The sequence below is a fragment of the Burkholderia sp. Leaf177 genome (assembly GCF_001424345.1).
Classification (GTDB): domain Bacteria; phylum Pseudomonadota; class Gammaproteobacteria; order Burkholderiales; family Burkholderiaceae; genus Caballeronia.
Genome location: NZ_LMPF01000001.1, coordinates 156966 through 180009 on the forward strand (window position 1 = coordinate 156966; position 23044 = coordinate 180009).

Here is a 23044-nt window from a genome sequence, read left to right on the forward strand (position 1 = left end):
GACTGGCGCATGTTACTTGAGCACGTGCAAAAAGAAAAAGGCAGAACCTGTGTAGGTGTCTGCCTTTGAACGCCGCTTGACGCGGCAGCACTACTTGGTTTTAGCGTCGCGTTACCGCGATCTCTAACCAATTGATGCGACTTACTCCGACGCGGCCGAAGCTGCAGCAGCCGAAGCTGCCTTGTGGTGCGTAGCCTTCTTGTGGGTCGACTTCTTGTGTGCCGACTTGTGAGCGGTCGAAGCAGCTGCAGGAGCCGATGCTTCCGGTGCCGAAGCTTGTGCGAATGCAGCCGTTGCGAACAGGCCAGCGACGAGAGCAGCGATCAGTTTGTTCATGTTGTGAATCCTCAGCTTTAGTTTGATTTAACCTTGTGACCCGGTCGATGGAGTCATGTCGGTAAACGAGCCATCCACCTTTTGGTTGACAGGGGTTTCGAACAAAATCTCGATCCCGCTGCGAGCATTTAAACCTTACGCAAAGCCTTCATAAAAGGCTTATTCGTTGCAGTTCTTCGCTAATGCCGGATGGCGGTTTTAAGGCATCTGCTGCGAATAACGCCGCACGCGGGGAGTCGGTTGACGACAATTCTCATCGGAGTTAAATAAGAATTCGTTTGGAAAACGAAATGAATTCGTAATTTTCCGCGGACGATGAAACGAGCTTCGATTTAAACGATGCCGTTCCATGGCGCGCGAGGAGACAGGTTCATCGACGCACCGGGTTCAAGGCCGAGGCTGAATATATCCAGCGCACCTATTCCCACGCGCACCAGACGCAAGGTCGGATATCCGACCGCCGCTGTCATGCGGCGTACCTGCCGGTTGCGCCCTTCGGTAATCTGCAATTCGATCCACGTCGTGGGGATTGCAGCGCGGTATCGGATAGGCGGGTTGCGCGGCCAAAGCGCTTCCGCCGATTCAACACGTTTCACTTCGCATTCACGCGTGACGAAGTCGCCAAGGTCCACACCCGCGGCGAGGCGTTCGAGCGCTGCCGAGTCGGGCGCGCCATCGACTTGCGCCCAGTATCGTTTCACGAGTTTGTGACGCGGTTCTGAAATGCGCGCTTGAAGTGCGCCGTCGTCGGTGAGAAGAAGCAGGCCTTCGCTGTCGGTATCGAGCCGGCCCGCCGGATAGACGCCGGGCGTCTTCACCCATTCAGCCAGCGACGGATGTTTTTCGTGCGCCGAAAACTGGCAGATCGTGCCGAACGGTTTGTTGAGGGCAATCAGCGGCATGGAATCAGTGCAATGTTGATGCAACGTGAATGCGTTGGTTGACGAATGCCCGCATCTTAAAGCACCGCCTCCCGCAACCCGGCATGAGGCGCGGTCCGGGCGGACGCTCCATACCGTGGGCTAGAATAGCCTTCGAAGCCGTCTCGGACGTGCTTCGGCCTTGATAGCGAGGCCGTTTGCATCGTCTGGCTACCTCTTTTTGCCGCCGATCTCGTGCATTTCCTTAATCTACAGCCCAGCTTTAATTGGAGTCGATCATGCCGTATCAGCACATCAAGGTTCCGACGGACGGTGAGAAGATCACCGTCAACGCCGATTACACCCTCAACGTGTCAGACCAGCCGATCATCCCGTTCATCGAAGGCGATGGTACGGGCGTGGATATCACGCCGGTGATGATCAAGGTCGTCGATGCAGCCGTGGAAAAAGCATACGGCGGAAAGAAGAAAATCCACTGGATGGAAATCTTCGCCGGCGAGAAGGCGACCAAGGTGTACGGCCCGGACGTATGGCTACCTGATGAAACGCTGGACGTGCTGAAGGAATACGTCGTCTCGATCAAAGGACCGCTCACCACGCCGGTTGGCGGCGGCATCCGTTCGCTGAACGTCGCGCTGCGCCAGCAACTCGACCTGTACGTCTGCCTGCGCCCCGTGCAGTACTTCAAGGGCGTGCCGTCGCCGGTGCGCGAGCCGGAGAAAACCAACATGGTCATCTTCCGCGAGAACTCGGAGGACATTTACGCCGGGATCGAATGGCCGGCGGAATCCGACGGCGCGAAGAAGATCATCAAGTTCCTGCAGGAAGAGATGGGCGTGAAGAAGATCCGCTTTCCGGAGACATCGGGTATCGGGATCAAGCCGGTTTCGCGTGAAGGCACGGAGCGCCTGGTTCGGAAGGCAATTCAATATGCCCTCGACAACAACCGCAGTTCCGTCACGCTCGTGCACAAGGGCAACATCATGAAGTTCACGGAAGGCGCATTCCGTGACTTTGGCTACGCGCTGGCGCAGAAGGAATTCGCGGCTGAGCTCATCGACGGCGGCCCGTGGATGAAGATCAAGAATCCGAAGGGCAATGACGTCGTGATAAAGGACGTGATCGCCGATGCATTCCTGCAGCAGATTCTGTTGCGTCCGGCTGAATACGACGTGATCGCGACGCTGAACCTGAACGGTGACTACGTTTCGGATGCTTTGGCGGCGCAAGTTGGCGGAATTGGCATTGCGCCGGGCGCCAATATGTCCGACTCGGTTGCCATGTTCGAGGCTACGCACGGCACGGCGCCGAAATACGCGGGCAAGGATTACGTGAATCCGGGCTCGGAGATTCTCTCGGCGGAAATGATGCTGCGCCATATGGGCTGGACGGAAGCCGCCGACATCATCATCAAGTCGATGGAAGCATCGATCCTGGGAAAACGCGTCACGTACGACTTCGCGCGCCAGATGGAAGGCGCGACGCAAGTGTCGTGTTCGGGGTTCGGGCAGGTGCTGGTCGAGAATATGTAGGCTGTAATGCTGTAGATATTTCGAGCCTTGGGGCGATTTGATCACCCCGGGGCTTTGCTTTGTACGCCGGACTTATGAGCGGGTTTGTTGCCGTTTGAATCATTGTCATAACTTGTCGTATTCGGCTCTTTTCGCGCCCAGCAGTGATACTCTGAATCTTTCCGAATCACTGTGTATCCATACAGCATTTTGCGGTGAGACAACGATGCGTCCGACCGAGAAACCTTTAGCAAGCTTGTGCTCTCGATGGCTCGCGCGCGAAACACGCGGGTTGCTCGGCGGGCTTCTTGGCGGGGTTATCGGCAGCGTGGCGGCTTTCGCGCTGATCAATCGATTCGCTTCTACCAGTGCTGTAGCTGGCGTTGACGCGGTGGCGATCGCAAACACATTTATCGTCTACACAACGCTCATGATTACCGCGGTCGCTGTATTCCTGACCGCAGCAGGGTTGATTTTCGCTCAGCATTTCGCAGTAGAGAAGGAGCGACATGTCGCGGATGCGTTTGCCGCGTTGGTGGCGGAAATGGCCCGTACGAATGGATATGCTGTAGAGGTCGTAAAGGAGGTGATGAAGAACGCTGAAGTGGTTCAGCACTTCGACGATCAGGTGAAAGAGAAGCTTAATGAGGTCATGCGCGCGCGAATGGACCATGCCGATCAACGGAAGGCGCAGGCGCTCAACGAGCGTGATTCATTGTCACGAATAGCCAGCGACCTGGAAAATGCGTAGTTGTTGAGAGGAGAGCGAAAAAATGCAAGCGCTATTCACCGTACCCGACCTTCGCACCCCTTCAGCGCTGGCGGACTATTTGTTGGCCGAATGCCAATACAAGATGTATGAGTTTGCACCGCCTGTTGATGTTGATGAAGTCGCCAAGCTTCTTCGGATCACTGTATCCGAACGCCCCGATCCATCTGCAGGCGCGACTATAGGAAAGATCACGTTAAGCGAGGCAGGACCAGCGGAGATCTGGATCAATCCAGCTGAAAATGCGTACGGACCGAGACGTCGATTCACCTTGGCGCACGAGATCGCGCATTTCTGCATGCACCGGTCGAGTGATCGTCTCGAGTTTGTTGATACGAGGAGCACCATGAACCGCACTGAATCCTACTGGAACAGCTACGAATCTGAGGCCAACCGTTTTGCCGCGGAAATGCTGATGCCGCAGCAAATGATCGAAAGTTTGGGACGGGAAGTCATCGACTCGTATAAAGCAGAACACAAGGTGGAGAAAATGCCGATAACACGCTTCGTTGACGTAATGGCCGTCAAATTCCGCGTGTCTCGCCCTGCAATGGAGTTTCGACTCAAGAATGTAGGAATCGGCACGTTTTGACGAGATGCGCATTCGGCGCGCATCGACGCAGGATCATCGCGCATCCAATCCTTCTTTCCACTCGTCCCCCAACAAAAAAACCCGGCTCGGAGCCGGGTTTCGAGGACAGTGCGCTATTTCGAACGGTCAGGCAGATTCCTGGATGTTCGATGCCTGTTTGCCCTTTGGTCCCTGGACAATCTCGAAGCTGACCTTCTGGCCTTCCTTGAGCGTCTTGAAACCATTCATCTGTATCGCCGAGAAATGTGCAAACAGATCTTCGCCGCCTTCATCGGGCGTGATGAATCCGTAGCCTTTCGCGTCGTTGAACCATTTGACCGTACCTGTTGACATCACTTCCCCTCTTACTCTCGTCGCTACCACGAGCACGCTCGAAAAGCTCGACGGCCCACTATGTGAACCGCCCCCTCCTCACAAGCTCACCTCGGCCTTTCTTCACCTGAAACACTTCGGAAAAAAGTGCCAATTTGATTGTTTAATCTCTTAAATCAGGTGTCAAGAAAATTTTGAGATGGCCGTAAAGCCGTTGTAAATGTCTCATTTCAAGGGTTTTTCCCGCTTTCCGCGTATCCCGCCGCACAAGCACGCCATCTTGAAAAGTCGCATAATCGACGCACATGCAGTACAGGCCGGAAGCGGCACGCGGCATGCGTAGTGATGGCGGGCTTCAAACGGTTTTGTTCAAAGCTGCAAAGTTGTCGGGGAAGTGATCAAGGCAGGCCGCACCAGGTGAACAATTCGTTTTTTTGAGAGCTGTGCGATACTGGATTCAATGGTGTTTCAAGAGGGCCGGTTCGGTAAAAAGGGCCGGCGGAATTCAGCAAGCGACAGGTTGCGCGAAGTGTGCGGCGACATCGATTCGGCCTCTATGGCGAACGGAGTTTTGGCGAGATGGCGAGCCTGTCCAAGTTGTTTAGAATGGGCGTATGGCGATCAATCCCAACAAGCAGGATGGCACCGTACTGGAGCGGCAGGAACAAAAGCTGAAACAGCCGTCCATGTACAAAGTGGTGCTGTTGAATGACGACTTCACGCCGATGGAATTCGTCGTGTTCGTTGTGCAAGAACATTTCAATAAGGATCGTGAGACTGCGACGCAGATCATGCTGAAGGTTCATCGCGAAGGCAGGGGAGTTTGTGGGGTCTATACGCGGGACATCGCGTCGACCAAAGTTGAGCAAGTCGTTAGCCACGCGAGGCAAGCGGGTCATCCGCTGCAGTGTGTGATGGAGGAAGCATGATTGCCCAGGAACTGGAAGTCAGTCTGCACATGGCGTTTATGGAAGCACGTCAGGCGCGGCACGAGTTCATTACGGTCGAGCATCTTTTATTGGCCTTGTTGGACAACCCGACCGCGGCTGAAGTGTTGCGTGCATGCGCAGCAAACATTGAAGATTTGCGGCAGAACCTGCGCAATTTCATTCATGACAATACGCCTACCGTGCCCGGCACGGACGACGTCGATACTCAGCCCACGCTTGGTTTTCAGCGCGTAATCCAGCGCGCGATTATGCATGTGCAATCAACGTCGAATGGCAAGAAGGAAGTTACCGGCGCGAACGTGCTGGTGGCTATCTTCGGCGAAAAGGATTCGCATGCCGTCTACTACCTGCAACAGCAGGGCGTGACGCGCCTCGACGTCGTCAATTTCATCTCGCATGGCATCGCGAAGACGAATACAGGCGACGCGGCGAAGGCAAGCAGCGACGCGAATCCGGAAGCGGAAGACGCGGCTGCGCAAAAGGAAACTCCGCTCGCGCAATTCACGCAGAACCTCAACCAGCTCGCGAAGGACGGCAAGATCGATCCGCTGATCGGCCGCGAACTGGAAGTGGAGCGCGTGGTTCAGGTGCTGTGCCGTCGCCGAAAGAACAATCCGCTGCTCGTAGGCGAAGCTGGCGTGGGTAAGACCGCCATTGCCGAAGGCCTTGCGTGGCGCATCACGCGCGGCGAAGTGCCGGACATTCTTGCGGACGCCCAGGTGTATTCGCTCGATATGGGCGCGTTGCTGGCGGGTACTAAATACCGCGGTGATTTCGAGCAGCGTCTCAAGACCGTGCTGAAAGAGTTGAAGGAACGCCCGCATGCGGTGTTGTTCATCGACGAAATTCACACGTTGATTGGGGCGGGCGCGGCGTCGGGCGGAACGCTGGATGCATCGAATCTGTTGAAGCCGGCGTTGTCGTCGGGTCAGCTGAAGTGCATTGGCGCGACCACGTTCACGGAATATCGCGGGATCTTCGAGAAGGACGCAGCGTTGTCGCGTCGTTTCCAGAAGGTCGATGTCGCCGAGCCGACCGTCGAGCAGACTGTTGCCATCTTGCGCGGACTGAAGTCGCGTTTCGAAGAGCATCACGGCGTGAAGTATTCGTCGGGCGCTTTGTCGGCTGCGGCTGAGTTGTCGGCGCGTTTCATCACGGATCGTCATCTGCCGGACAAGGCTATCGACGTGATCGATGAAGCGGGCGCGGCTCAACGCATCCTGCCGAAGTCGAAGCAGAAGAAGACTATCGGCAAGAACGAGATTGAAGAGATCATCTCGAAGATTGCACGCGTGCCGGCGCAAAGCGTTTCGCAGGACGATCGCAGCAAGTTGCAGACGCTGGATCGCGACCTGAAGAGCGTGGTGTTCGGGCAAGACCAGTCTATCGATGCGCTCGCGGCCGCCATCAAGATGGCGCGTGCGGGTCTCGGCAAGACGGACAAGCCGATCGGCGCGTTCCTGTTCTCGGGTCCAACGGGCGTCGGCAAGACGGAAGTCGCGAAGCAGCTGGCGTTCACGCTGGGTATCGAATTGCTGCGCTTCGACATGTCCGAGTACATGGAACGTCACGCGGTCAGCCGGCTGATCGGCGCGCCGCCGGGTTATGTTGGTTTCGATCAAGGCGGTTTGCTGACCGAAGCCGTCACGAAGAAGCCGCATTGCGTGCTGTTGCTGGACGAAATCGAAAAGGCGCATCCGGACATCTACAACGTGCTGTTGCAGGTCATGGACCATGGCACGCTGACCGATAACAACGGTCGCAAGGCGGATTTCCGTAACGTCATCATCATCATGACGACAAACGCGGGTGCCGAAGCGATGCAGAAATCGGTGATCGGATTCACGAATCGCCGGGAAACGGGCGACGAAATGGCCGATATCAAGCGCATGTTCACGCCTGAGTTCCGCAATCGTCTCGACCAGATCATCAGCTTCCGTTCGCTCGATGAAGAAATCATCATGCGTGTGGTCGACAAGTTCCTGATGCAATTGGAAGATCAACTGCACGAGAAGAAGGTCGACGCGGTATTTACGGACGCTTTGCGCAAGCATCTCGCTAAGCACGGTTTCGATCCGTTGATGGGCGCGCGGCCGATGCAACGCCTGATTCAGGACACGATTCGTCGTGCGCTGGCTGACGAGTTGCTCTTCGGCAAGCTGATGACGGGCGGTCGTGTAACGGTCGACGTGGACGAAAACGACAAAGTGTCGCTGACGTTCGACGAAAGCCCGGTCCCGCGCAATCCGAATCCGGAAGCGGTCGAGGTCGAGTAAGCAGCAAGCAGTGGATGACTGAAGTCAGGTGACACGCGTGTAAGGTGTGTCATCATCGGCGAGGCGGCGCGGAGAACTTTTCCGCGCCGCCTCGCTTTTTTGTGTCCGCGATCGTTGCGGATCTTGACTTCAAGAGGTTGATTTGAGCTTTGAACGTGGGTCGTTCGAGACTATTGTCGAACGGGAGAAAGGGCTGCACCGGAGCCTGACGGCCGGACAGATGTCGATGATCGCCATCGGCGGCGCGATCGGAACGGGATTATTTCTGGGCAGCGGTTTTGCAATCGGCTTTGCCGGACCGAGCGTGTTGCTGAGTTACGCGATAGGCGCGGTCATCGCGTTATTGCTGATGGGCGCGCTCGCCGAAATGACCGTTGCGCACCCAACATCGGGATCGTTCGGCGCGTATGCGGAGTTTTACATCGGACCGCTCGCGGGTTTTCTCGTGCGATACGCGTACTGGTCGGCGGTCGTCTTCGCGGTCGGCACCGAGGTCAGCGCGGTCGCCGTTTTCATGAAGTACTGGTTCGCGAACGTGCCTGGCTGGTATTGGATCGTCGGATTTTCAGGCACGTTGATCGCGGTGAACGCGGCGAGCGTGAAGGTGTATGGCGTTATCGAATACGCGTTTTCGATGCTTAAGATCGTTGCGATCGTCGCGTTCATTTTGCTCGGCGCCGTGTTCGTGTATGGCGCGCGGGTTTCTTCCGGCGTGGGTCTCGGCAATTTCACCGCGCACGGCGGATTTTTCCCGCACGGCTTGAAAGGCATGTGGTTCGCGGTGATCGTGTCGATCTTCAGTTACCTGAACATTGAGACGATTGCGGTCGCGGCGGGGGAAGCGCGGGACCCGCAACGCGCGGTTGCAAAGGCGTTCAGGTCGACCGTGTTCCGGCTCGTGCTGTTCTATTTGCTCACGCTTGCATTGATGCTTGCGATCGTTCCGTGGACGCAAGCCAGCACCGACGAAAGCCCGTTCGTCAAAGTGATGGCCGCGACCCACGTGCCGTACGCGGCCGGTGTGATCAATTTCGTGGTGCTGGTCGCGGCGCTTTCGGCCATGAACAGCCAGCTTTACATCACCACGCGCATGATGTTCAGCCTGTCGCGCGCGGGTTACGCGCCAGCGCGTTTCGGGCGCCTCAGCGCGAACGGCGTGCCGACCGCAGCGCTTTCCATCTCCACGATCGGCATTGCGCTCGCGACCATCCTGACCGCGTTCTGGCCAGCGATGGCCTTCGGTTTGATGATGTCGCTCGCCATCTTCGGCGCAATGTTCGCGTGGCTGATGATCTTCGTCACGCATCTGTTTTTCCGCGCGCGATATCGCGGTCCTTCGTTGTCCTTTCGCATGGTCCTGCATCCGGCCGGCAGTTTGCTCGGCGCGGCCCTGATGGCGGCGATCATGATCACGACCGCGTTCACCGACGAATTTCGCATGACACTTGTCTACGGAACCGCGTTCATGGCCGTCCTGATTGGCGTCTACGGCATCTGGTATCGAAAACGCGCTTGAAACGCGGGTAAACACCGAAGACAACCGCTTTGCGTATCTTTCGTTTCGAAACTAGAATCTTTCGAAACGAAAGTGCAAAGGTGGTTTGTCCGTGCTGGCCAATAAAAACTCGCTTCATCGGCGTCTGCGAATTGTCGAACTTGTCCGCAAGAGGGGCGAGGTTTCGGTCGATGAACTCGCAACCGCGTTCGATGTATCGAGCGTCACGATCCGCTCCGATCTCAATTACCTCGAGCAGCAGCGCTACCTCATTCGTGCGTTCGGCAAGGCGCGCTACGTGGCGCAGCGGCCGGGCGAAAACGTTTTGTCGGCGGTATCCGCGAGCGCCACGCGCCAGGCCGCCGATATGGCCATTGCGCGGCTGGCGGCGGATTTCATCGATGACCACGCGTCTGTGTTTATCGGCGCCGGCGTGATCACGCACAAGCTTTTGCCCTTGCTCGCGGATCGCGCGAATCTTGCGCTGACGTTGAACGACATTGCCATGGTGCCAACCGTCCAGCGTTTCATGCGATGCGAGTTGCGCCTTTCCGGCGGAACCCTGGACGACGATTCAACCGTTCTGCTCGGGCCCGATGCGGAGCGCTCGTTGTCGGCTTTATCGCTGGATCTGGTCGTGCTCGAAGCGATGGGTTTTGATCGCGAAGGCAATCTGCTGTGCGCCGATCCCCGTCTCACCGACGTGTATAAAGCGGCGTTGAAGAACGCCAAGCGGATTGTCGTCGTCGCTTATCAACCTGCGCTGCAAGGCGAAGGCAAGGCGTTTTGTCACGTAAGCCGTCTCGGCGGACTGGTCCTCGATGACGCTATCGACCCACCAACGCTCGATCTGATTCTGAAAGCCGGGCTGGATGTCACCCGGCGTGAAGAAGGCATCCTCGAATTTCGTAATCAGCAACCCTAAACAATATCTGGAGACATGTTCATGTTTCGTCGTTCAATGCTGGCTGTTCTTGTCACCGCTGTTACCGCCACGGCCGCAAACGCCGCCGATGTAAAGATTGGTGCATCGCTGCTTACACAGCAGCATCCGTTTTATGTCGAACTTGCCAACGCGATGAAAGCCGAAGCGGCGAAGGATCACGCGCAGATCGATATTGCAATTGCAAACCAGGACCTGAGCAAGCAGATCGCCGACGTGCAGGATTTCGTCACGAAGAAGGTCGATGTGATCGTGATCTCGCCGGTCGATTCCAAAGGCGTGAAAGCGGCCGTGCTGACGGCGGAGAAGGCGGGCATTCCGGTGATCACCGTCGATATCAGCGCCGCAGGCGTCGAAGTCGCATCGCATATTGCCACCGATAACTACGCCGGCGGTCTGCAAGCCGGCGCGTTGATGTGCAAGGTGCTCGGCGGCAAGGGCAAGGTCGGCGTGATCGATTACCCGACGATCCAGTCCGTGATCGACCGCGTGACGGGTTTCAAGAAGGCGCTGGCCGCGTGCCCGGACGTGAAGATCGTCGCAATCCAGCCGGGCATCACGCGCGCCGACGCGTTGAGCGCCGCGCAGAACATGTTGCAGGCGAATCCTGATCTGGCAGGCATCTTCGGTTTCGGCGATGACGCCGCGATGGCCGCAGCGGTCGCGGGAAAATCGGCGGGGAACAAGGTGAAGGTAATTGGCTTCGACGGCATGCCTGAAGCGCGCGCCGCGGTCGATAAAAACCCGAACTTCGTTGGCGTGATCCGTCAGTATCCGGACAAGATGGGTGCGCTCGCAGTCGATACCGCCATGAAGGTCGCGGCCAAGCAAGCGGTGCCGAAGCTGCAGCCGGTGACGCCGGGGCAGTATCTGAACGCGTCGGTGAAATGAATAGCGTATTGAAACCTCGCGCGGATCGAGCGTTGCTCGAGCTGCGCGGCATCGCGAAATCGTTCGGTCCGGTCGAGGCGATCAAGGACGTTTCGCTCGCGATTTTGCCGGGCCGCGTGCATACGCTGCTCGGTGAAAACGGCGCGGGAAAGTCAACGCTGATGAAAATTCTCGCGGGCGTTCATGCGCCCACGCGCGGCGAGATCCTGATGAACGGCGCGCCCGTTTCGTTCGCGAATCCCGGCGAATCGCAGAGTGCGGGCATCGCGATCATCTATCAGGAACTGAGTCTCGCGAAGAACTTGAGCGTCGCGGAAAACATGTTCGCGGGGCACGAGCCGCGACGTTTTGGTGTTGTCGATTTCAAGCGTTTGTATGCCGAAGCGCAGGTTTTGCTCGATGACCTTGGAATCGATATAGATGCAACCGCGCCCGTTTCGCGTCTTTCCATGGCGCAGCGCCAGCTCGTGGAGATTGCCAAGGCGTTGAGTCGCGATGCATCGCTCGTGATCATGGACGAACCCACGTCTTCGCTAAGCGATCGTGAAGCGGAGATCCTGTTTCATATCGTCACGAAGCTGACGGCGAAAGGCGCGGCGGTCGTCTATATCTCGCACCGAATGGACGAGATCATGCGCATCTCCGACGACATTTCGGTCATGCGCGACGGCCGCTACATTGCGACGTTGCAGAAGGACCAGACGACCATTGGCGCATTGATCGCGATGATGGTCGGCCGCGAAATGAACGATGTTTATCCGCGGCGAGAAACGCCTTTTGTGCGGCCGTCCTTGCCGTTGCTGAAGGTCGATCACCTGACTTTGCCCGGCCAGTTCGAAGACATCAGCTTCGAGATTCACGCCGGCGAAATCCTCGGTTTCTTCGGCTTGATCGGCGCGGGACGCTCGGACGTGATGAAGGCATTGTTTGGCATCGGCCGGCCGAGCGGCGAGATTTCGATGAGCGGCAAGCGCCTCAAGTTGCGCAATCCGGCGCACGCCATTCGAGAAGGTATTGCGTTCGTCACGGAAGACCGCAAGCACGAAGGTCTCGTGCTGATGCATTCCATTGCCAACAACGTGACGATGGCAAGTTTCGAAGAACACGGTTCGCGCTTCGGCATCTTGAACCGGCGCTTCGAACGCGATGAAACCGCGAACGCCATCGCGCGCATGAACATCCGCGCATCGGGTCCGTTTCAAGCCGTTGGAAACCTGAGCGGCGGCAATCAGCAGAAGGTCGTGTTTTCGAAATGGCTGGCGCTGAAACCAAAAGTCCTGATCCTCGATGAACCCACGCGCGGCGTGGACGTCGGCGCGAAATTCGAAATCTATCGCGTGATTCGCGAACTCGCGGCAAGCGGGACGGCGATCATCCTCGTTTCATCGGAATTGCCGGAAGCGCTTGCCATGAGCGACCGGCTTGTCGTGATGCGTGAAAAACGCATCGTCCATGAATTCAACGCTCAAGGTCCGACGCAGGAAGAAGTCATGTCGTACGCAACGGGAGCCACCACAGCATGAACCCGACTCAACTCAGCGGCGCGGCAACGCGGCGCTCGCACGCAAGCGGCGCATTCAATCGGGCGCTCCGGCATTACGGCGGCATTGTCGTCGGGCTGATCGTCTTGTGCGGATTTTTCTGGGCGTTGTCGCCCAACTTCATGTCCGTGAACAATCTGCTGAATGTCGTGATGCAGGTTTCCATCATCGCGATACTCGGCTTCGGCATGACCTACGTGCTGCTGCTCGGCGATATCGACTTGTCGGTCGGCGCGACCATGGCGCTGGTCGGCACCGTCTGCGCATTCGCGCTGGAGCATGTTGCATCGCCGTTCCTTGCCGTGCTCGCCGCCATGGGCACCGGGCTCGTTCTCGGGGCCATCAACGGCTCGCTTTCGGCGTTGCTTACCATTCCGTCGTTCATTGTCACCGTCGCGACAATGGGCGTGTTTCGCGGCTTCGCGTACTTGACGTCGAACGGCGTGCCGATTTCCATCGACAACGACGCATTCGCCTTCCTCGGCAACGGTTCCGTGCTCGGCATTCCGCTGCCCATCTGGATTCTTGCGGTCTTGCTGCTGCTGAATCACTTCGTGCTCTCGCGTACCGTGTTCGGACGCAAGGCGTATCTCGCGGGCGGAAATCGCGAGGCAGCGCTGTATTCGGGTATCGATGTGAACCGTCTGCGAATCATGATCTTCATGATCTCGGGATTGCTTGCAAGCATTGGCGGCGTGCTGATGACGTCGCGGCTTTATTCCGCGCAGCCGAACGCGGGTATTGGCTATGAACTCGATGCCATCGCCGCAGCTGTCCTCGGCGGCACGAGTCTCTCGGGCGGTTACGGAACGATCACCGGAACGCTGATCGGCGCGCTGATTATCGGCGTCATCAACAACGGCATGAACTTGCTGAGCGTTCCGTATTTCTATCAACTCATCGTGAAAGGCATCGTGATTCTGGTCGCGGTGTGTATCGATGTTCAAACGAAAAAACGTCATGCCTAATTCAAACGGTGTTCCCTCGAAGGCCGGCACCATCGTCGCGATGGGCGAGATCCTGGTCGAGATCATGGCCACGAAGATCGGCCAGCGCTTTAGCGAACCGGGCACGCTGATTGGCCCGTTCGCGAGCGGCGCGCCGGCGATTTTCATCGATCAGGTCGCGAAACTCGGCAGCCCGTGCGCCATGATCGGCTGCGTGGGCGACGACGACTTCGGCGTGCTCAACGTAGAAAGATTGCGCACCGACGGCGTGGACGTTTCCGGCATTGCCGTGCTGAAGGACGCGACCACGGGCAGTGCGTTCGTCACGTATCGGGAAGACGGCGATCGCGATTTCATCTACAACATCACGAACAGCGCGTCGGCGCAATTGTCGGTCGCGAACTTGCGCGAAGACTTGCTCGCGAACTGCGGCAATTTCCATGTGATGGGTTCGTCGCTGTTTTCGTTCAGGATCATCGAAGCGATGAAACAGGCTATCGAAACGGTGAAGAAGAACGGCGGCACGGTAAGTTTCGATCCGAATATCCGCAAGGAAATGCTGCGGATTCCGGAGATGCGCGACGCGCTCGATTTCATCCTCGATTACACCGATGTCTTCCTGCCGAGCGGCCACGAAGTGACGCTGCTCGCGAGCGCGACGTCGGAGCGCGGGGCTATCGATGAACTGCTCGAGCGCGGCGTGAAGGAAGTGGTGGTGAAGCGCGGCGCGCAAGGCTGCAGTTTCTTCAATGCCAATGGCGAGACGCATCGTCCGGCGTTCAAGGTCGAAGAGCTCGATCCAACCGGTGCGGGCGATTGCTTCGGCGCAACGTACATCAGTTGCCGCGCGCAAGGCATGGACGTGGAAACGGCGCTCAACTATGCAAGCGCAAGCGGTGCGCGGGCGGTCGGCGTGAAGGGTCCAATGGAAGGCACGGCGACGTTCGCCGAACTCGACGCGTTTTTGGCAACGGCAACCACGGAGTGATGTGATGAATTCGATCGTCTCGCGTTTGAGCAATGCGCATCCGGCGTCGGCGTGGCTGGCCGGCATCTATTCCATTTGTTCCGCGCATCCGTGGGTGCTCGAAGCGGCCATGCGGCAGGCGCTGGAAGACGGGACGCCGTTGCTGATTGAATCGACTTCGAATCAGGTCGATCAATACGGCGGTTACACGGGCATGAAGCCGGCGGATTTCGTCGAATTCGTGCGTTCTATTTCCGAGCGCGTCGGGTTCCCGCACGAACATCTGATTCTCGGTGGCGATCATCTCGGGCCGAATGCATGGCGTCATCTGCCGGCCGAAGAAGCAATGAAGCGCGCGGAAGCGTTGATCGACGCGTATGCATCGGCGGGATTCACGAAGATTCACCTCGATACCAGCATGGCTTGCGCCGATGATCCCGAGCGTTTGTCGGATGCAGTCGTTGCCTCGCGGGCCGCGCGTTTATGCGCTGTCGCCGAAGCGGCGGTCAAGCGCGCGAGCTTGAGCGTGAGTCCGGTGTACGTGATCGGCACGGAAGTGCCGGTGCCGGGCGGCGCGGCGGAAGAGCTTGAAATCGTCGAACCGACATCGCGTGAAGCAGCGATCGAGACGGCGCTGGTCCACAAAAAAGCGTGGCAAGAACAAGGCGTTCAGGACACGTGGCCGCGCGTGATTGCGCTGGTCGTGCAGCCGGGCGTGGAGTTCGATCATACGAAGGTGATCGACTACGTTCCGTTACGCGCCGAGTCGTTGAAAAGCGCGCTGGACGATCTTCCCGGCATGGTCTTCGAGGCGCATTCCACTGATTACCAGACGCCTGAAGCGCTGACGGCTTTGGTCGCCGACGGCTTTCGCATTCTCAAGGTGGGTCCCGGCGTGACGTTCGCGTTGCGCGAGGCGCTGTACGCTTTGGCGGATATCGAAACGCAATTGGTAACGGCGGACAAGCGCTCGGATTTGCGCGCGGTTGTCGAGCGCGTGATGCTCGACAATCCAGGCAATTGGGAAAAGTATTATCACGGCGATACCGAACAGCAACGCGTGTTACGCACGTACAGCTATAGCGATCGCGTGCGTTATTACTGGGCCGATCCGCAGATCACGAAGGCTGCGCAGAAGCTGCTGGATAACCTGAGCGCGTTGAAGATTCCGGAGAATTTACTCAGTCAGTTTCTGCCCGATCAATATTGGGCCGTGCGCCACGGACGATTGAAAAACGAGCCGCTCGCGCTCGTTCAGGATCGCGTGCGGCAAGTGATCAGGACTTACGCGGCGGCGTGCCGCGCATAGCGCTTTTTAATTGCGCAAAGCTCAGTGCTTGCCCGTGCTGCCGAAACCACCGGCGCCGCGCTCGCTCTGGGCGAAGTCATCGACAATATTGAACGTTGCCTGGACCACCGGCACGATCACCAATTGCGCGAGGCGTTCGAGCGGGTTCAACGTGAATGCGGTCTCGCCGCGATTCCACGTCGATATCATCAGTTGTCCCTGATAATCCGAATCGATCAATCCAACCAGATTACCAAGCACCACGCCGTGCTTATGGCCCAAACCGGAACGCGGCAAGATCAGCGCCGCATAACCCGGATCTTCAATATGAATCGCCAACCCGGTCGGCACGAGCGTCGTCTGGCCCGGCTCGAGCGTGATGGGCGCGTCCAGGCACGCACGCAGATCGAGGCCGGCGCTTCCCGGCGTGGCGTACGCGGGCAAGTAATCGCGCATGCGCGCATCGAGGATCTTGATATCGAGTTTCATGGATTCTGTTTGTTGAGTTCGAATGCGTCGGCCAGCAATTCATACGAGCGCAGCCGCGCCTGATAACTTCCCGCGACGCTCAGCACGATCAGTTCGTCGGCATCGAAGCGTTGCTGGAGTTCGTGCAATTGTTCGGTCACACGTTCCGGCGTACCGATAATGCTGCGGTTCTTTTCGCGCGCAATCACGTTCAGTTCACGCTCGCCGAACGCCTGGTTAGCGCCTTGCGCAATCGATGGAATCGGCATGTTCAATCCATAAGCCATCTGCACGCGACGCAAATCCACGGCGCGTTCGAGCGCGGCGGCTTCGGTTTCGGTGTCGGCGCAAATCACGAACACGGCGGCCGCGAGATAAGGCTTCGATCCATTACGCGACACAAAGCGCTCGCGATACGCCTCCGCCACCCGGTGCCCATATTGCGCGTTGATGAAGTGCGCGAACGCGAAGCGAATGCCCAGTTGCGCCGCGAGCAGGCCGCCGAAATCGCTGGAACCGAGCATCCATAATTCGGGACGCGTTTCGATTTCCGGCTGCAGCAGAACGCCATGCGCGAGATGATCTTCGGGCAGGGTTCCATCGAAGAGGCCAACGAGTTCGCCGACCTGCTGCGGAAAAATATCGCCGCGATTGTAGTCGCCGGCAGCCACCGCTTGCGCCGTGCGCATATCGCCGCCGGGCGCGCGTCCTACGCCCAGATCAACACGATTCGGGAACAGCGCTTCGAGCATCAGGAATTGCTCGGCCACTTTGAACGAGCTGTAGTAGGGCAGCATGACGCCGCCCGAACCAATCCGCATGCGCTGCGTGATGCTGCCGATTCGCGCAAGCAAGACTTCCGGACACGGATTCGATACCCCCCGCAAACCGTGATGCTCCGCGCACCAGTAGCGCGTGTAGCCGAGTTCATCGGCGAGACGCGCGAGATCGAGCGTGGCCGCGATGGCGTCCGCGGTCGTGTGGCCGTGAATGACCGGCGTTTGATCGAGTACGGAAAGTTTGATGGGCATGATGGCTCGAGCAGTCAGGACAACAGCGATCCGCCGCGTGGCGCGCGCTTCGCAATCTCGGCGATAAGCAAGCGAGCCAGCAGTTTTTTATCGGCGCGAGGCAGGCGCGTGATGCCTGAGGCTTCGAACAGCACGACCTCGTTGTCGTCGAGACCAAACGTCAGCGGCCCGAGATTGCCGATCAGCAAAGGCACGTTCTTGCGCGCGCGTTTGTCTTCGCCGTGCACTTCCAGATCGCCGCTTTCCGCCGCGAAGCCGACGCAAAACGGCGGGTTCGGCAGACGCGCGACGGTCGCAAGAATGTCCGGATTTTCGACGAAAATGAATGTAGGCATGGCGTGATCGGCGGCCTTCTTGATCTTGTGTTCGCTCACGTGATCCACGCGCCAGTCGGCGACGGCCGCCACCGCGATAAAAATGTCCGCGTCCGCCGTGGCATGCAGCACCGCGTCGTGCATTTGCTGCGCGGTTTGAACATCTTCGCGATACACGCCCCAGGGCGTCTCGAGCCCGACCGGCCCGGCCACGAGATGAACGTCTGCGCCAGCTTGAGCGGCCGCACGCGCCAACGCAAAACCCATCTTGCCGGATGATCGATTGGTGATGCCGCGCACGGGATCAAGCGGTTCGAACGTCGGGCCGGCCGTGATCAACACGCGATGCCCTTGCAATATCTTCGGCTGGAAGAACGCGCAAATTGCTTCGAACGTAGCCGATGGTTCCAGCATCCGCCCATCGCCTACTTCGCCGCACGCCTGGGCGCCGGAATCCGGGCCGAGCACTTGCACGCCGTCGGCACGCAGTTGCGCGACGTTGCGTTGCGTCGCCGGGTTCTGCCACATCTGGCGGTTCATTGCGGGAACCACGAGCAGCGGACAATCGCGCGCCACGCACAACGTGGACAGCAGATCGTCGCAATTGCCATGTGCAAGCTTGGCGATAAAGTCGGTGGACGCTGGCGCGATCACGATTGCATCGGCTTCACGCGATAAATCGATATGCGCCATGTTGTTCGCAATCCGCGCGTCCCATTGCGACGTGTACACGGGCCGCCCGGACAGCGCCTGCAGGGTCACGGGCGTGATGAACTGCGTGGCGGCTTCGGTCATGACAATCTGAACCGTCGCGCCCGCTTTCACCAGTAGCCGCGTGAGCTCAGCGATCTTGTAGCAAGCGATACCGCCCGACAGCCCGAGTACCAGATGCTTTCCTGCGAGTTCTGCCGTGTCCAACGCTGCCTCCGTGAGTCTCGCCGTAAGGCGGTTATTTGGCCCCGCGCACGCGCCGCAGTTCATCGAAAACGAGCAGCACCGCGCCGATGGTAATCGCGCTGTCGGCGAGGTTGAACGCCGGCCAGTGCCAGGTGTTGACGTGGAAATCCAGGAAGTCGATCACATGCCCGTAAGCCACGCGATCGATCACGTTCCCGAGCGCGCCGCCCATGATCAGCGCAAGCGCCGTGCAAAACAGACGTTGCGTGCCGTGGCGCTTGAGCAAATAGATGATCACGATCGCCGCGACCACGCCGAGCGCCGTGAAACCCCAGCGCTGCCATCCGCCGGCGGCCGCCAGAAAGCTGAACGCCGCACCTTTGTTATAGACGAGGAACAGATTGAAGAACGGCGTCAATGCGTGCGGTTCGGCGTAGCTGAACACGCGCGCAACGGCAATTTTCGAAAGTTGATCGAAGAGAATCACGATCAACGAAACACCCAGCCACGGCGCGAGGGAACCACTGCTTTGTTTCGACATCGTCCTTGCCATTATGCTGCGCTCCGCTTTTCGCCTTCGCCGAAGAGGTTGCTGATACACCGGAAACACAATCCCGGATGTTCCGCCGATGCCCCCACGTCCGCCGTGTAATGCCAGCAGCGCTCGCATTTCAGGTACTTCGATGCAATCACGTCGACGCCTTCATCCGCTTCCTTCGCCACTTCCACAACCTGCGCCGCCGACGTTATCAGCACGAAGCTGAGATCGTCGCCAAGACTGGTCAGCGCCTGGTAACGCGCGCCGCTCGCACGCACTTCCACTTCAGCCTGCAACGACGAACCGATCAGGTTGGCCGTGCGCGCCTCTTCCAGCGCCTTGGTAACGTCGCTGCGCGCCGAGCGGATCAGCGTCCACTTGTCGAGCAATTCGCCGGCATCGGGCACTTGCGGGTAGTCGTGATAAACCTCGGTAAAGATCGTATCGCGGCCGGGTTGCAGGACCTTGTACGCCTCTTCCGCCGTGAACGAAAGATACGGCGCGACCAGCCGCAACAAGCCATGCGCGATGTGATGCAACACCGTTTGCGCCGCGCGGCGTTCGTGCGAATCCGGCTTCATGGTGTAGAGCCGATCCTTGATCACGTCGAGATAAAACCCGCCGAGGTCTTCCGAGCAGAACGTCGCGAGCTTTGACACCACCGGATGGAACTCGAATTTCTCGTAATGCGCGAGGACGTCGTCTTGCAGGTTCTGCGCGAGCGCGACGGCGTATTTATCGATATCGAGCCATTCTTCGACCGGACGCGCGTCTTTCTCGAAGTCGAAATCGGAGAGATTGGACAACAGGAAACGCAAGGTATTGCGGATCCTTCTATACGTCTCCGTCACGCGCTTCAGGATCTCTTCCGAGATCGCGAGTTCGCCCGAATAATCCGTCGATGCAATCCACAAGCGGATGATTTCCGCGCCCAGCCGGTTCGCCACATCGTGTGGATCGATACCATTGCCGAGCGACTTCGACATCTTGCGGCCTTCGCCGTCTACGGTGAAACCGTGCGTGAGAAGGGCGTTGTACGGCGGCCGGCCATCGAGCATGGAAGCGGTCAGCAACGACGAATGAAACCATCCGCGATGCTGGTCCGAACCTTCCAGATACAAGTCGGCCGGGAATTGCAGCGAATCCTTGTGCGAGCCGCGCAGCACGTGCCAGTGCGTCGTGCCGGAATCGAACCACACGTCGAGCGTGTCGCGATTTTTCTCGTACATGTTCGCTTCGTCGCCGAGCAGTTCTTGCGGATCGAGCGTTTGCCACGCCTCGATGCCGCTCACCTCCACGCGCTTCGCCACTTCTTCGAGCAGTTCAAGCGTACGCGGATGCAATTCGCCCGTTTCCTTGTGCACAAAAAACGCCATTGGCACGCCCCATTGGCGCTGACGCGAAAGCGTCCAGTCCGGGCGATTCGCGATCATGCTGTACAAACGCTGCTTGCCCCACGCTGGGAAAAACGCCGTATTTTCGATGCCTTCCAGCGCCGTCTCGCGCAACGTGCGCGTCGTATCGTTCGGCTTTACATCCATGCCGGCAAACCACTGCGACGTCGCGCGATAAATGATCGGCGTCTTGTGGCGCCAGCAGTGCATGTAGCTGTGCGTGTACTTCTCGGTTTTCAGCAGCGAATGCGCGCCGCGCAGCGCTTCGATGACCTGATCGTTCGCTTCCCAGATCGACAGGCCGCCAAAAAGCGGCAACGATTCGATGTATCGTCCGTCGCCCATGACCGGGTTGATGATGTCGGAGTCGGTCATGCCATGCGCCTTGCACGACACGAAGTCTTCCACGCCATATGCCGGCGACGAATGCACGATTCCCGTACCGCTTTCGGTCGTCACGTACTCGCCGAGATACACCGGCGCCGTGCGCTTGTAGCCCGGATGCGCCGCGCTCAACGGGTGATGAAAACGCAGGCCGCTCAGCTTTTGGCCCGTCGTGGTCGCGATGGTCGTGCCCGTCACGCCGTATTGCTTCAGGCATTCTTCCACGCGATCTTCGGCCAGGATCAGCAGCCCTTTTTCGGTATCGACGAGGCTGTAGACAATCTCCGGATGCACGTTCAGCGCCTGGTTGGCGGGAATCGTCCAGGGCGTCGTGGTCCAGATCACGATGCCGCCGTCCTGCTTCGGCAACGCGGCGAGTTCGAACGCCTGGGCGGTTTTCTCCGGCTCGGCGAAAGCAAACATCACGTCGATGGTCGGATCGGTCTTGTCCTTGTATTCCACTTCGGCCTCGGCCAGCGCGGAACCGCAATCGAAGCACCAGTTCACCGGCTTCAGCCCGCGATACACATAACCCTTCTCGAGGATCTTGCCCAACGCGCGGATTTCGCCGGCTTCGTTGACGAAGTTCATCGTCTTGTACGGGTTGTCCCAATCGCCGAGCACGCCCAGCCGGCGAAAGCCGACCTTCTGCTTTTCGATCTGCTCGCTCGCATATTTGCGCGCTTTTTCCATTACTTCGCGCGCCGGCAACGACTTGCCGAACTGCTTCTCGATCTGGATTTCGATAGGCATGCCATGACAATCCCAGCCCGGCACATAAACCGCGTCGAAGCCCGCCAGATTGCGCGCCTTCACGATCATGTCCTTCAGGATCTTGTTCACTGCATGACCGAGATGGATGTCGCCGTTCGCATACGGAGGACCGTCGTGCAGGATGAACTTCTTGCGGCCTTTGCTCGCGGCGCGGATCTTCTCGTAGATCTTGTTGTCCTGCCATTCCTTGACCCATTGCGGCTCGCGCTTGGGCAAATCGCCGCGCATGGGAAACGGTGTGTCGAGCAGATTGACCGGATATTTCGACTGGGGCTTGGCTTCTTTCTTGTTGCTCATGGATGACTCGATATGGATTCGATGAAGCGGCGGTTCCGGATTTGGCTCGCATCCGGGAACGGGCTCGAAATGCTTGAAATGGTGTGAGCGAGGCTGCGGGCAGCGCGTCGGGATTTGCGGCCCGGCGCCACGCGCTCACCTAATTCGATCTGTTGCCGACGTTGCGAAGCCGCTGTCGCGGCCGCTCGAATTGACGTCGGCGGCGAAATACGCGCGCGCATTGGTTACGTCGCGGGCGATGGCCGCTGTCAGGGTTTCGAGGTCCACGTATTTTTCCTCGTCGCGCAGCTTTTGCAGGAATTCGATCCGCACGAGCTTGCCGTAGGCGTCGCCATGCCAGTCGAGCACGAAGGTTTCGAGCAGGACGCGGCCGGAATCGTCGACGGTCGGACGGATCCCAAGACTCGCCACGCCCGGCAGCGGTTCGGCTTCGAGTCCGTGCACGCGCACGGCAAAAATCCCCGCGAGCGCCGGACGCTTGTGGGCAATCGGAACGTTGAGCGTGGGAAAGCCGAGATCGCGCCCGAGCTTTTGCCCGTGCACCACATGGCCGCTGATGACGTAAGGACGGCCGAGCGCTATGCGGGCCGCGTCGAGATCGCCTGCAACCAGCGACGCCCGTACGCCCGAGCTCGAAATACGCGCACCGTTCACGTCCGCGACGGTCGCCATTTGCTCGACTTCGAAGCCGTATTTACGTCCTGCCGCTTCGAGCGATTCGAAATCGCCTGCGCGTTTCGCGCCGTAGCGGAAATCGTCGCCGATCATGACCCAGCGCGCGTGCAGCCCGTTCACGATGACATCTTCGACGAACCTGTCCGGCGACTGCGCGGCAAATGTCTTGTTGAAATGCTCGACCACCACGCGATCCACGCCGTTCGTACGCAACGCTTCGAGCTTGTCGCGCAACATGGCGATGCGCGGCGGCGCGCCGGCGGGATTGAAGAATTCGCGGGGATGCGGTTCGAAAGTCATGACGCATACCGGCAGCCCGCGGGCGTCGGCGGCGGCGCGGACGTGCGCGAGCAGCGCCTGGTGACCGCGGTGGACACCGTCGAAATTGCCGATGGTCAGCGCGCAGGGCGCGCGGCTTTCGGCATTGGGTAGGCCGCGGAAGACTCTCACAATATCGGCTGGGTCGGCGGTTGACGGTTAAATTGGCTGCAGCGCCTGAAGCACGAGTGCCGCAAAGCGTTCGATTATAAACGCTCGAACGGATCGGCGGACGCCGCGCCCGCTTTGCGCAGT

General features: G+C 58.7%; 21 protein-coding genes. 12 read left to right on the forward strand and 9 right to left on the reverse strand.

Features of this window, described 5'->3' with window-relative positions:
- Positions 1–141 precede the first annotated feature (141 nt).
- Positions 142–336, reverse strand: a complete 195-nt coding sequence (locus ASG35_RS00680; protein ID WP_056351580.1) for a hypothetical protein — start codon at positions 334–336, stop codon at positions 142–144.
- A 332-nt stretch (positions 337–668) separates the two neighbouring features.
- Positions 669–1238 (reverse strand): pseudouridine synthase, encoded by a 570-nt coding sequence (locus ASG35_RS00685; RefSeq protein WP_056351582.1) that lies wholly within the window; start codon positions 1236–1238, stop codon positions 669–671.
- 257 nt (positions 1239–1495) lie between these two features.
- Between ASG35_RS00685 and icd the strand changes: the two genes are divergently transcribed.
- The 3 genes from icd (at position 1496) to ASG35_RS00700 (ending at position 4089) form a co-directional block, all read left to right on the forward strand.
- Entirely contained in the window at positions 1496–2749 is a 1254-nt protein-coding gene (gene icd, locus ASG35_RS00690) for an NADP-dependent isocitrate dehydrogenase (RefSeq protein ID WP_056351583.1), read from the forward strand.
- Positions 2750–2954: 205 nt separating this feature from the next.
- The gene (locus ASG35_RS00695) at positions 2955–3479 is read left to right on the forward strand and encodes a hypothetical protein (RefSeq protein WP_056351586.1); all 525 of its coding nucleotides are present in this window, start codon (positions 2955–2957) and stop codon (positions 3477–3479) included.
- Between the two features lie 22 nt (positions 3480–3501).
- Positions 3502–4089 carry an ImmA/IrrE family metallo-endopeptidase gene (locus ASG35_RS00700; RefSeq protein WP_056351587.1) on the forward strand — a complete coding sequence of 196 codons (588 nt, stop codon included), beginning with the start codon at positions 3502–3504 and terminating at the stop codon, positions 4087–4089.
- 126 nt (positions 4090–4215) lie between these two features.
- Here ASG35_RS00700 and ASG35_RS00705 read toward each other — a convergent pair whose 3' ends face one another.
- The gene (locus tag ASG35_RS00705; protein WP_035497884.1) at positions 4216–4422 is read right to left on the reverse strand and encodes a cold-shock protein; all 207 of its coding nucleotides are present in this window, start codon (positions 4420–4422) and stop codon (positions 4216–4218) included.
- 593 nt (positions 4423–5015) lie between these two features.
- Here ASG35_RS00705 and clpS point away from each other — a divergent pair.
- The 9 genes from clpS (at position 5016) to ASG35_RS00750 (ending at position 15720) form a co-directional block, all read left to right on the forward strand.
- Positions 5016–5330, forward strand: a complete 315-nt coding sequence (gene clpS / locus ASG35_RS00710) for an ATP-dependent Clp protease adapter ClpS (protein ID WP_031359828.1) — start codon at positions 5016–5018, stop codon at positions 5328–5330.
- Positions 5327–7627 (forward strand): ATP-dependent Clp protease ATP-binding subunit ClpA, encoded by a 2301-nt coding sequence (clpA, locus tag ASG35_RS00715; RefSeq protein WP_056351588.1) that lies wholly within the window; start codon positions 5327–5329, stop codon positions 7625–7627. Before clpS ends, clpA begins: the two co-directional genes overlap by 4 nt.
- A 142-nt stretch (positions 7628–7769) precedes the next feature.
- Positions 7770–9143 (forward strand): amino acid permease, encoded by a 1374-nt coding sequence (locus ASG35_RS00720; RefSeq protein WP_056351591.1) that lies wholly within the window; start codon positions 7770–7772, stop codon positions 9141–9143.
- Positions 9144–9234: 91 nt separating this feature from the next.
- The gene (locus ASG35_RS00725) at positions 9235–10047 is read left to right on the forward strand and encodes a DeoR/GlpR family DNA-binding transcription regulator (protein WP_056352831.1); all 813 of its coding nucleotides are present in this window, start codon (positions 9235–9237) and stop codon (positions 10045–10047) included.
- Between the two features lie 21 nt (positions 10048–10068).
- A complete protein-coding gene (locus tag ASG35_RS00730) occupies positions 10069–10956 on the forward strand; it encodes a substrate-binding domain-containing protein (RefSeq protein ID WP_056352832.1) in 888 nt (295 codons plus the stop codon).
- On the forward strand, positions 10953–12479 hold the full coding sequence (locus tag ASG35_RS00735; protein ID WP_056351596.1) for a sugar ABC transporter ATP-binding protein: 1527 nt from the start codon (positions 10953–10955) through the stop codon (positions 12477–12479). The genes ASG35_RS00730 and ASG35_RS00735 overlap by 4 nt, the downstream gene beginning before the upstream one ends.
- Entirely contained in the window at positions 12476–13465 is a 990-nt protein-coding gene (locus tag ASG35_RS00740) for an ABC transporter permease (RefSeq protein ID WP_056351598.1), read from the forward strand. The genes ASG35_RS00735 and ASG35_RS00740 overlap by 4 nt, the downstream gene beginning before the upstream one ends.
- Positions 13458–14432 (forward strand): tagatose kinase, encoded by a 975-nt coding sequence (locus ASG35_RS00745; RefSeq protein ID WP_056351602.1) that lies wholly within the window; start codon positions 13458–13460, stop codon positions 14430–14432. Before ASG35_RS00740 ends, ASG35_RS00745 begins: the two co-directional genes overlap by 8 nt.
- A 4-nt stretch (positions 14433–14436) precedes the next feature.
- Entirely contained in the window at positions 14437–15720 is a 1284-nt protein-coding gene (locus ASG35_RS00750; protein WP_056351605.1) for a D-tagatose-bisphosphate aldolase, class II, non-catalytic subunit, read from the forward strand.
- A 21-nt stretch (positions 15721–15741) separates the two neighbouring features.
- Here ASG35_RS00750 and dut read toward each other — a convergent pair whose 3' ends face one another.
- From dut to ASG35_RS00780, 6 genes are all read right to left on the reverse strand, one after another.
- Positions 15742–16188 (reverse strand): dUTP diphosphatase, encoded by a 447-nt coding sequence (gene dut / locus ASG35_RS00755; RefSeq protein WP_056351608.1) that lies wholly within the window; start codon positions 16186–16188, stop codon positions 15742–15744.
- Positions 16185–17198 (reverse strand): LLM class flavin-dependent oxidoreductase, encoded by a 1014-nt coding sequence (locus ASG35_RS00760; RefSeq protein WP_056351611.1) that lies wholly within the window; start codon positions 17196–17198, stop codon positions 16185–16187. Before ASG35_RS00760 ends, dut begins: the two co-directional genes overlap by 4 nt.
- A 14-nt stretch (positions 17199–17212) precedes the next feature.
- The gene (gene coaBC, locus ASG35_RS00765) at positions 17213–18430 is read right to left on the reverse strand and encodes a bifunctional phosphopantothenoylcysteine decarboxylase/phosphopantothenate--cysteine ligase CoaBC (protein ID WP_056352835.1); all 1218 of its coding nucleotides are present in this window, start codon (positions 18428–18430) and stop codon (positions 17213–17215) included.
- Positions 18431–18461: 31 nt separating this feature from the next.
- On the reverse strand, positions 18462–18962 hold the full coding sequence (gene lspA, locus ASG35_RS00770; RefSeq protein ID WP_056351615.1) for a signal peptidase II: 501 nt from the start codon (positions 18960–18962) through the stop codon (positions 18462–18464).
- Complete coding sequence (ileS, locus tag ASG35_RS00775) at positions 18962–21796, reverse strand: isoleucine--tRNA ligase (RefSeq protein ID WP_056351617.1); 2835 nt, start codon at positions 21794–21796, stop codon at positions 18962–18964. The genes lspA and ileS overlap by 1 nt, the downstream gene beginning before the upstream one ends.
- A 135-nt stretch (positions 21797–21931) precedes the next feature.
- Entirely contained in the window at positions 21932–22921 is a 990-nt protein-coding gene (locus ASG35_RS00780) for a bifunctional riboflavin kinase/FAD synthetase (protein ID WP_056351620.1), read from the reverse strand.
- Positions 22922–23044 lie beyond the last annotated feature (123 nt).

Coding starts and splice junctions, on each gene's coding strand:
- clpS (WP_031359828.1), top strand. CDS start 5,016: ATGGCGATCAATCCCAACAAGCAGGATGGCACCGTACTGGAGCGGCAG.
- ASG35_RS00745 (WP_056351602.1), top strand. CDS start 13,458: ATGCCTAATTCAAACGGTGTTCCCTCGAAGGCCGGCACCATCGTCGCG.
- dut (WP_056351608.1), bottom strand. CDS start 16,188: ATGAAACTCGATATCAAGATCCTCGATGCGCGCATGCGCGATTACTTG.
- lspA (WP_056351615.1), bottom strand. CDS start 18,962: ATGGCAAGGACGATGTCGAAACAAAGCAGTGGTTCCCTCGCGCCGTGG.
- ASG35_RS00705 (WP_035497884.1), bottom strand. CDS start 4,422: ATGTCAACAGGTACGGTCAAATGGTTCAACGACGCGAAAGGCTACGGA.
- ASG35_RS00760 (WP_056351611.1), bottom strand. CDS start 17,198: ATGCCCATCAAACTTTCCGTACTCGATCAAACGCCGGTCATTCACGGC.
- ASG35_RS00700 (WP_056351587.1), top strand. CDS start 3,502: ATGCAAGCGCTATTCACCGTACCCGACCTTCGCACCCCTTCAGCGCTG.
- ASG35_RS00680 (WP_056351580.1), bottom strand. CDS start 336: ATGAACAAACTGATCGCTGCTCTCGTCGCTGGCCTGTTCGCAACGGCT.
- ASG35_RS00740 (WP_056351598.1), top strand. CDS start 12,476: ATGAACCCGACTCAACTCAGCGGCGCGGCAACGCGGCGCTCGCACGCA.
- ASG35_RS00735 (WP_056351596.1), top strand. CDS start 10,953: ATGAATAGCGTATTGAAACCTCGCGCGGATCGAGCGTTGCTCGAGCTG.
- ASG35_RS00685 (WP_056351582.1), bottom strand. CDS start 1,238: ATGCCGCTGATTGCCCTCAACAAACCGTTCGGCACGATCTGCCAGTTT.
- clpA (WP_056351588.1), top strand. CDS start 5,327: ATGATTGCCCAGGAACTGGAAGTCAGTCTGCACATGGCGTTTATGGAA.
- ASG35_RS00750 (WP_056351605.1), top strand. CDS start 14,437: ATGAATTCGATCGTCTCGCGTTTGAGCAATGCGCATCCGGCGTCGGCG.
- icd (WP_056351583.1), top strand. CDS start 1,496: ATGCCGTATCAGCACATCAAGGTTCCGACGGACGGTGAGAAGATCACC.
- ASG35_RS00695 (WP_056351586.1), top strand. CDS start 2,955: ATGCGTCCGACCGAGAAACCTTTAGCAAGCTTGTGCTCTCGATGGCTC.
- ileS (WP_056351617.1), bottom strand. CDS start 21,796: ATGAGCAACAAGAAAGAAGCCAAGCCCCAGTCGAAATATCCGGTCAAT.
- ASG35_RS00730 (WP_056352832.1), top strand. CDS start 10,069: ATGTTTCGTCGTTCAATGCTGGCTGTTCTTGTCACCGCTGTTACCGCC.